Here is a 1,992-nt window from a genome sequence, read left to right on the forward strand (position 1 = left end):
CTTGGGAACGTTAGCTTATATTTTTGGACATGCTGCGACCGATGCTGCTGGTAACCCAACGTTGACTGGTTCTGCGGGTACTATAGCTCTTGTTGCAGCCAACCTCTATGTATTTTGCTTCGGTTTCTCTTGGGGACCAGTGGTTTGGGTGCTGTTGGGAGAAATGTTTAATAACAGAATTCGCGCTGCTGCACTGTCGGTGGCTGCGGCAATGCAGTGGATCGCGAATTTCGTGGTTTCGACGACATTTCCGCCGATATTGCAATATTTTGGTTTAGGCGCTGCCTATGGTTTGTATACAACTGCTGCGGCTATCTCGCTGTTTTTCGTTTGGTTCTTTATTAGAGAAACCAAAGGTATGGAGTTAGAAGATATGTAATCTTCATCTATCTAGAGCAAGATTGCAAATATTTTAGGGCAGATGCAGATTTAAATTCCAGGCTTTATATTAAGTAGGGAAAATTAGCTGCATCCGCTTTCCCCGATCACAACTTTTCAACCTTTGATAATCAATAAAATTTTTAGATTAAATTTTATCAGTTAAGCAAAACCAGGGATAAAACAATGTCTACAGCAGAAAATATTTCATATCAGAACCAACCAGAAAACACTAATCAAAAAATCAGCGCGATCAAAGAAAATTTTGGTGAAGTAGATAATTTACCTATCTATCTGTTTACATTTACCAATAGAAAAGGTGAGCAGGTAAAAATTACAAATTATGGGGGTATCGTTACCGCATGGACTGCGGCTGATAAAAATGGGAACCAATCAAGTATAGTAATAGGTTATAAAAATTTAGATACTTACTTAGCACAACCGCCATATTTCGGTGCTTTAATTGGTCGCTTTGCTAATCGTATTGCCAAAGGAAAATTTCAGATTGAAGGTCAAACCTATTCGTTAGCTGTCAACAATGGCGAAAATCATCTGCATGGGGGTAACAAAGGCTTTGACAAAGTAGTTTGGGATGCAGAAATCATCAATAATGATCTACCAACATTATTATTAAGTTATCTCAGCAAAGATGGGGAAGAGGGTTATCCTGGCAATCTAAAAGTAACAGTTCGTTATACATTTACGGACGATAATGAACTAAAAATTGAATATAATGCCGAAACAGACAAACCAACCCCGATTAATTTAACCAATCATTCTTATTTCAACTTAACAGGTGATGTCAGCAATCCGATTTTAAATCATACTCTGATGATTGATGCGGATAAATACACGCCTATTGATAGTAATATGATTCCAACTGGGGAAATAAAATCAGTCACAGGTACTGCTTTTGATTTTAAAAAACCTGAAAAAATTGGCGCAAGAATCAATGAAGTTGGTGGTTACGACCATAATTATGTATTGAATAAAAAAGATAATTTTGAAACACTAATAGCAATATTAACTGATGATGTAAGTGGCAGAAAGTTGGAAGTATTTACAGATCAGCCAGGGATGCAGTTTTATTCAGGTAATATGCTGAATGGCACATTTACAACAGATGAAGGTAAAGCAATTGAAAAATATGCAGCGCTATGTTTAGAAACGCAGCATTTTCCCAATTCACCCAATGAGCCTGGATTCCCATCTGTGATACTGCATCCTGGAGAGAAATATCACACAATTACCAAATACAAACTTTCGCTTCATACCAATTCTATGTGAGGCTGCACATTAACACCCTCAGGCTGGAAGCCTGGATCTCAAAAAACAAAGCCTGCCTACGCAGGCTAATTATATGCCAATACGGTTCAGTTAAGGACACGACTTACCGAAAATTAAGAAAAAACGAACCACTAAGGGCGCAAAGAACACGTACTCCAAAGGAGAACCCGAAGGGTAGGAATAAGATTTTCAGAGAGTCTTTGCGCAAGTCCTGAAAGGTTTTTGGCGCTAACTGAACTGCAAAAGGAAACAGCATAGAGAATAGACCTCTTGCAAAAATATATTTTTACAAGAGGGGGGAAAGGGAAAAGGTTAAAGGGAAAGGGT

Annotated in this window: 2 protein-coding genes; both read left to right on the forward strand. The window is 38.2% G+C overall.

All coding sequences use genetic code 11. The features are described from left to right. Positions 1-379 (forward strand): MFS transporter (locus BV372_RS33120; protein ID WP_143845458.1); only part of this gene is annotated, 379 nt, incomplete at its 5' end. Positions 380-564: 185 nt separating this feature from the next. Further along, entirely contained in the window at positions 565-1,665 is a 1,101-nt protein-coding gene (locus BV372_RS33125; RefSeq protein ID WP_086691519.1) for an aldose epimerase family protein, read from the forward strand. Positions 1,666-1,992 lie beyond the last annotated feature (327 nt).

The sequence above is a fragment of the Nostoc sp. T09 genome (assembly GCF_002154695.1).
GTDB lineage: Bacteria > Cyanobacteriota > Cyanobacteriia > Cyanobacteriales > Nostocaceae > Aulosira.